Below are 2363 nucleotides of genomic sequence, written 5' to 3'. Positions count from 1 at the left end.
GCATCCCGAAATCGAAGGGTTCTCGATCACGGCGGGCAACAGCAGCGGCATCAACGACGCCGCCGCCGCCGTGACAGTGACCGCTGACGACTACGCCGCGAGTGCGGGCCTGGAGGTTCTCGCGACAGTGCGTGCCTGGGCGAACGTGGGTGTGACACCGGCGGACAACGGCATCGCCGCGGTGAACGTGATCGGCAAGGTGCTCGACCGTGCCGGGTTGACCGTCGGCGACGTGGCGCTGTGGGAGATCAACGAAGCGTTCGCCTCGGTGCCGATCGCCGCGTGCCGCGCGCACAACATCGACGAGGAGCGGGTGAACTTCTCCGGCAGTGGATGCAGTCTCGGCCATCCGATTTCGGCTTCGGGCGCCCGCCAGGTGGCGACCCTGATCTACGAGCTCCGCCGTCGCGGCGGCGGCATCGGCGTCACCGCGATGTGCGCGGGTGGCGGCATGGGCGGCGCCCTCGTCATCGAAGTCTGAGTGCTTTCACCGAGAGAATGGAGATATCTGTGTCGGACGCAGTGCTAGTGGAGCGGCGCGGGCGAACGCTGGTGATCACGATCAACCGGGCGGACGCGCGCAACGCGATCAATCTCGCCGTCAGTCAGGGACTCGCCGACGCCGTCGACGAGCTCGACGAAAGCCCTGAGCTGTCCGTCGCGGTGCTGACCGGCAGCGGCGGAAACTTCAGCGCCGGAATGGATCTGAAGGCATTCGCGGCGGGGGAGTACCCCTACGTCGCCGGTCGCGGCCTCGGATTCACCGAGAAGCCACCGGTCAAGCCCATCATCGCCGCCGTCGAAGGTTACGCGCTGGCCGGCGGCACCGAGTTGGTGCTGGCCACGGACCTGGTCGTCGCGTCCACAACCGCGCGGTTCGGGGTTCCCGAAGTCAAACGTGGCCTGGTCGCGGGCGGCGGTGCGCTGTTGCGGCTGCCGCAGCGCATTCCGTACCAGAAGGCGCTCGAATTGGTCCTGACCGGTGACACTTTCACGGCAGACGCCGCCGCCGCGTGGGGCTTGGTCAACGAGGTGGCCGAACCGGGACAGGCCTTGGATCGGGCGCTGGCTCTGGCCGAGCGGATCACCGCCAACGGGCCGATCGCGGTCGCGGTGACCAAGGAGGTCATCGTCAAGGCGGCCGAGTGGAGCACCACCGAGATGTGGCAGAAGCAGCTCGAGCTCATCGCCCCGGTCTTCGGGACGAAGGACGCGCAGGAAGGCGCGAAGGCGTTCGCGGAGAAGCGAACTCCCCAGTGGACGGGCACCTAGGCCAACGTGCCGCCCACCCATCATCAAACCATGAAGTGAAGGAGACGCAGTGTCGTTCGAAGGTGAAGTAGTTCTGGTGACCGGTGGTGCCGGTGGCCTGGGTGACGCGACGGTGCGCAAGTTGCACGCCGAAGGCGCGGCCGTTGTCATCGCCGATGTCAACGACGACAAGGGCAAGGCGCTGGCCGAGGAGCTGGGCAACAAGGCCGTCTATGTGCGCACCGACGTGCTCGACGACTCGACGATCGAGGAAGCGTTCGCCGCGGCCGACGAACTGGGCACGCTGCGCTACGCGGTGATCGCCCACGGTGGTTTCGGAGTGCTCGAGAAGGTCGTCAACCGGGACGGCACGCCGCACACGTTGAAGGGCTTCACCGACACGATCGGGCTGTACCTCACGGGTACCTACAACGTGCTCCGGCTCACCGCGGCCAAGATCGCCAAGCTGGAACCGAAGGAAAGCGGCGAGCGCGGCGCGATCGTCATGACCAGCTCCATCGCCGGCTACGAGGGCCAGATCGGTCAGTCGGCCTACGCGGCGGCCAAGGGCGGCGTGATCTCGCTGACCCTGACCGGCGCTCGCGACCTCAGTGCGGTGGGCATCCGGGTGAACAGCATTGCGCCGGGAACGATGCACACCCCGATCATGGACTTCCTCGGCGAGGAGAAGCTCGCGAAATTCGCTGCGGCGGTGCCGTTCCCGAAGCGGCTCGGCGCACCTGCCGAATACGCGTTGCTGGCACAGCATCTGCTCGAGAATCCGTATATCAACGGTGAAGTCGTGCGTATCGACGGCGGGCAGCGTTTCCAGCCCAAGTAGATTCGCCGCCATCCTTGTCGATGGACAGACGCCGATGGCCGCCACTTCGAATGCGGAGTGGCGGCCATCTGCTGTTCGGGCGGGTTCCGGCTCGGCTACAGCTCCGTACGTCCGCGATCAGAGCGGGTATGGGAATACACATCGCAATCTATCCCGTAAGTGAAACCGTTGTCTTATCGTCAACGTGTTGGATCACGGTACGAAGATGTCTGTCAGCGCAGGAGCGGATCGCGTGGCATTCCGAGAATGCGTTCCGCGATCTGGTTGCCGG

Annotated in this window: 2 protein-coding genes and 1 pseudogene; all 3 read left to right on the top strand. The window is 65.8% G+C overall.

Going from position 1 to position 2363, the window contains the following annotated elements; translation table 11 throughout:
• Positions 1-481: pseudogene (locus ACFWF3_RS32535) on the top strand (acetyl-CoA C-acyltransferase); the annotation flags it as partial.
• A gap of 29 nt (positions 482-510) precedes the next feature.
• Entirely contained in the window at positions 511-1272 is a 762-nt protein-coding gene (locus ACFWF3_RS32530) for a crotonase/enoyl-CoA hydratase family protein (protein ID WP_379317685.1), read from the top strand.
• A gap of 49 nt (positions 1273-1321) precedes the next feature.
• Complete coding sequence (locus tag ACFWF3_RS32525) at positions 1322-2092, top strand: SDR family oxidoreductase (RefSeq protein WP_378992903.1); 771 nt, start codon at positions 1322-1324, stop codon at positions 2090-2092.
• The last annotated feature ends 271 nt before the right edge of the window (positions 2093-2363 follow it).

Source organism: Nocardia sp. NPDC060220 (assembly GCF_042727815.1).
Classification (GTDB): Bacteria; Actinomycetota; Actinomycetes; order Mycobacteriales; family Mycobacteriaceae; genus Nocardia.
This window is presented reverse-complemented; position numbering and strand designations above follow the sequence as displayed.